Origin of the sequence: Liquorilactobacillus vini DSM 20605 (assembly GCF_000255495.1) — a bacterium.
GTDB lineage: Bacteria > Bacillota > Bacilli > Lactobacillales > Lactobacillaceae > Liquorilactobacillus > Liquorilactobacillus vini.
In genome coordinates this window covers 1-3,324 of sequence record NZ_AHYZ01000133.1, presented here as the reverse complement: position 1 = coordinate 3,324, position 3,324 = coordinate 1, and the positions used below count along the sequence as shown (strand labels likewise).

The following is a 3,324-nucleotide window of genomic DNA, read 5'->3' as shown; positions in this document are numbered from 1 at the left end:
TGTAATCAAGACATTGGGCTGAACGAGCAATTCAGCCAAAATCGGATCATCAAATGGTTGTGCCCGTAAGTCATGTTAAAAATTGAGTTTTCATTTTCATAAGTATCTAATGCTGCTCCAGCAACTCGATGATTTTTAAGTGCGGCCAGCAACGCCTTACTTTCAATCAAAATTCCACGAGCTGTATTAATGATATACACACCCTGCTTCATCTGTGAAAAAGCTTTTTCATCTAATAAATAGCAATCCTGTGCAGTTGCCGGTAAATGCAAAGTGATCACATCTGCCTGTTGCAATAAAGCAGCTAATGTTGGCACATAAATCCCTTGAGACTTCAACTTTGGATCAGGATATAAATCATAAGCAATTACTCTAGCACCAAACCCTTGATAGATCTTAATTGCCGCCTTACCAATTCGACCAGTTCCAATGACACCAACTGTTTTGCTGCGTAACTCTTCACCAATAAAGGGTGCCCAGCGAAAATCATGGGCGGCAATTTTTTGACGAAAAATCGTAGTTTGTCGCAAAAGCTGCAATAACTGTGTCACGGAAAATTCAGCAATCGCGTTGGGGGAATATGCTGGAACATTGGTAACCGGAATTTGACTAGCTTTAGCTGCAGTTAAATCAAGATTATCAACCCCAACATTTCTGATTGAAAGAACTTTGATCCCCTGTTTTTTAAAGAACTCAAACATTCCTTCAGGATAAGATCTAGTCTGTAAAGCTAATACGGCATCATATCCTGTAGTTTTTTTTAAAGTTCGCTCATCAAGTACCCCTGAATCTAAAGTAACCTCAATCTTATTTTGCTTTGCCCAAGCTTGGAAATATGGCTTTTCGTCGTCACGAACGTCAAAAGCAATAAACTTCATTATTAAAGTCCTCCTTAAATTAATATCGTTCGTGTAATCTGACAATTATATTTTAACCCCATGCGCACGTAAAAAGGAAATCTTTGCTGAACGTTTTTGATGTTTAAAAGCATATTCAGCTTTAAGGGCTGTTGATTTATCACTATAGGTTTCAAAATAAATAATCTTGACCGGTCGCCGTTTTTGAGGTCGGGTATATTTCGCTCCCTTACCCAAGTTATGAGCCCGCTCACGTTGTTTCAAATTTGTTGTAAAGCCGCCATATAACGTTTGATCCGCACAATAAAGAACATAAAAATAGTATTTTTTGCTATTATTTTCCATGAAGCATTTGCCTAACTGCTGTCGTATATTGATTATTTTGATCATATACGACCAAGGGGGGTAAAAATTTCATTCCCTGCTGACTACCCTTTTTGATAGCTTCAACTAAAATCATATTAGCCGGTCGATTAGCTTTAGGATAAACCAAGCGGACTTGATTAACCGCCATCTGAGCTTGGCTTAACAAGGCCAAAATTTCACTAAATCTATCAGGACGATGAATCAGAAAAAACTTCCCTTTCATTTTTAAAAGCTGACTGCTAATATTGATTACTTGATCTAAATTGATTTTAATTTCATGCCGCGCAATTGCTAAATATTGATTGGGATTTTTTTTGCTCATCTCTAAATCAGGAAAATATGGTGGATTGCAAACAACCGTATCAACGGAATCTTTATTCACTGAAGAAAAAATCTGCTTAGCATCCAAATTTAAAACCGACATTTGTTTTTCCAACCCATTTAGTAAAATACTACGCTGGGCCATGTCAGCCAATCGCGGTTGAATTTCAACTTCAATGATTGAAGCAGCAGTCTTGTGGCTAATAAATAAGCCAACTGCACCATTGCCAGCACATAAATCAATGATCCGGCGATCAGCACGTTTCGCCGGGCGGCAAAAATCAGCTAATAAAACTGCATCTAAAGAAAAAGAAAAGACTTCAGGGCTTTGAATAATTTGCACGCCGTGAGCAGTTAACTGGTCAATTCGCTCATGATTATTTAAATTTGTTTTTAAATTCATTTATTTCGATCCTTTATGAATAACTTGCAACCTTTTTTAAAATTAGGCATACTAATAACTGAAAATCAATTTAGAAAGGAACTAAAAATCGTGTTCTATTCTTTTATCCGGATCGTTGCCCGCTTAATCGTTTGGATAATTAACGGCAACGCTCATTATTTAAATAAAAAAAATCTCCCTCAGGGTAATTATATCTTAGTTGGTCCACATCGTGCCTGGTTTGATATGATTTATTTTGCTTTGGGCGCCAGTCCAAAAAAATTTTCTTTTATGGCTAAAAAAGAATTATTTAAAAATCCCATTCTGTGCTTCATCTTAGTTCATGCCAATGCCTTTGCCGTCGATCGTAAAAATCCGGGGCCTTCAGCAATTAAAATCCCCGTTCGCTGGTTAAAAAAGCGCGATCTTTCACTAATTATGTTTCCATCGGGCACACGCCACTCTCAAAAGATGAAGGGCGGCGTAGTCTTAATAGCTAAATTAGCCGGCGTGCCGATTATTCCTGCTGTCTACCAAGGACCGGTGACCTTTAAGCACTTAATGGCTCGCAAAAAAGTTACGGTTAATTTTGGGCAACCAATTTATGTTGATCGCAAAGTTCGAATTAATGACGAGCTCGAACAAAAAGTTATTACCCAATTGCAGACCGCTTTTCAACAACTCGATGATCAAATTGATCCCAACTATGTCTATGTGGATCCCAAAAGCCTGAAACAAAAATAATTAATTTATAATTTAGCAGCTAAGGAGGCTGAGACAAAATTAGTATTTTGTCTCAGCCTCCTTAATTAAAACTATTTTCTCTTGGCACTTTGGGCCTTCATTGCATTCATCATCTGATGTAATTTACGTTCTGAAGGTTTTTGACCCATTTGCAACATCATAGTTTTTAACATATTCTCATTAATTGGAGGATTTTTCTTCAAGTAATTTTCCATATATTTTCTGGCTGCAAAAAAGCCGCCCACAAAACCTAAGACCAAAGCTAAAATGATCAATAAAATCCATACGCCTGTCGACATAACAGTAGCTCCTTTCGAATGACTTCAAGTTTAATTTTACACAAAAGATTCGCAAAAATAAAGACAAAATTAGTTAATCGTCTCGTAATCCTCGTTGTTTTTGAATCTCACGGACCTTTTTTGAAGTTACCTCTTTACCATTTTTATCAAAAACGCGCATCATTTCAACATTACTTCGAAATGTTTGTCGAAAAAGAGCTAAGTAAGTCTCACGTAAACTTTGCTGTTCGGCCTGCTCATCAACTGTTAAACCCTCTGATTTTTGCTTGTGAGCTAACTGATTGATTCGATTAATTAGTTTGCTTGGTATTTTTGATGCCATATTTTTCCCTCATTTTTTATTAATTTTACTTAA

6 protein-coding genes are annotated in these 3,324 nt (G+C 36.8%); 1 reads left to right on the top strand and 5 read right to left on the bottom strand.

What is annotated here, in order from left to right; genetic code table 11:
* Positions 1 to 5 precede the first annotated feature (5 nt).
* The 3 genes from ON15_RS07675 to ON15_RS07665 are packed head-to-tail and all read right to left on the bottom strand — an operon-like array spanning position 6 to position 1,947.
* Positions 6 to 878, bottom strand: coding sequence for an NAD(P)-dependent oxidoreductase (locus ON15_RS07675; protein WP_010580911.1), 873 nt, complete (start codon positions 876 to 878; stop codon positions 6 to 8).
* A gap of 45 nt (positions 879 to 923) precedes the next feature.
* Positions 924 to 1,202, bottom strand: a complete 279-nt coding sequence (locus ON15_RS07670) for a GIY-YIG nuclease family protein (RefSeq protein WP_010580910.1) — start codon at positions 1,200 to 1,202, stop codon at positions 924 to 926.
* Positions 1,192 to 1,947, bottom strand: coding sequence for a tRNA1(Val) (adenine(37)-N6)-methyltransferase (locus tag ON15_RS07665; protein WP_010580909.1), 756 nt, complete (start codon positions 1,945 to 1,947; stop codon positions 1,192 to 1,194). The genes ON15_RS07670 and ON15_RS07665 overlap by 11 nt, the downstream gene beginning before the upstream one ends.
* 90 nt (positions 1,948 to 2,037) lie before the next feature.
* Here ON15_RS07665 and ON15_RS07660 point away from each other — a divergent pair, with 90 nt between their 5' ends.
* Positions 2,038 to 2,670, top strand: a complete 633-nt coding sequence (locus tag ON15_RS07660) for a lysophospholipid acyltransferase family protein (protein ID WP_010580908.1) — start codon at positions 2,038 to 2,040, stop codon at positions 2,668 to 2,670.
* A gap of 71 nt (positions 2,671 to 2,741) precedes the next feature.
* Here ON15_RS07660 and ON15_RS07655 read toward each other — a convergent pair whose 3' ends face one another.
* Positions 2,742 to 2,969, bottom strand: coding sequence for a YneF family protein (locus ON15_RS07655; protein ID WP_010580907.1), 228 nt, complete (start codon positions 2,967 to 2,969; stop codon positions 2,742 to 2,744).
* Positions 2,970 to 3,042: 73 nt separating this feature from the next.
* Positions 3,043 to 3,291: a DUF896 domain-containing protein gene (locus ON15_RS07650; protein WP_010580906.1), complete on the bottom strand. Its 249-nt coding sequence runs from the start codon at positions 3,289 to 3,291 to the stop codon at positions 3,043 to 3,045.
* Positions 3,292 to 3,324: the final 33 nt, after the last annotated feature.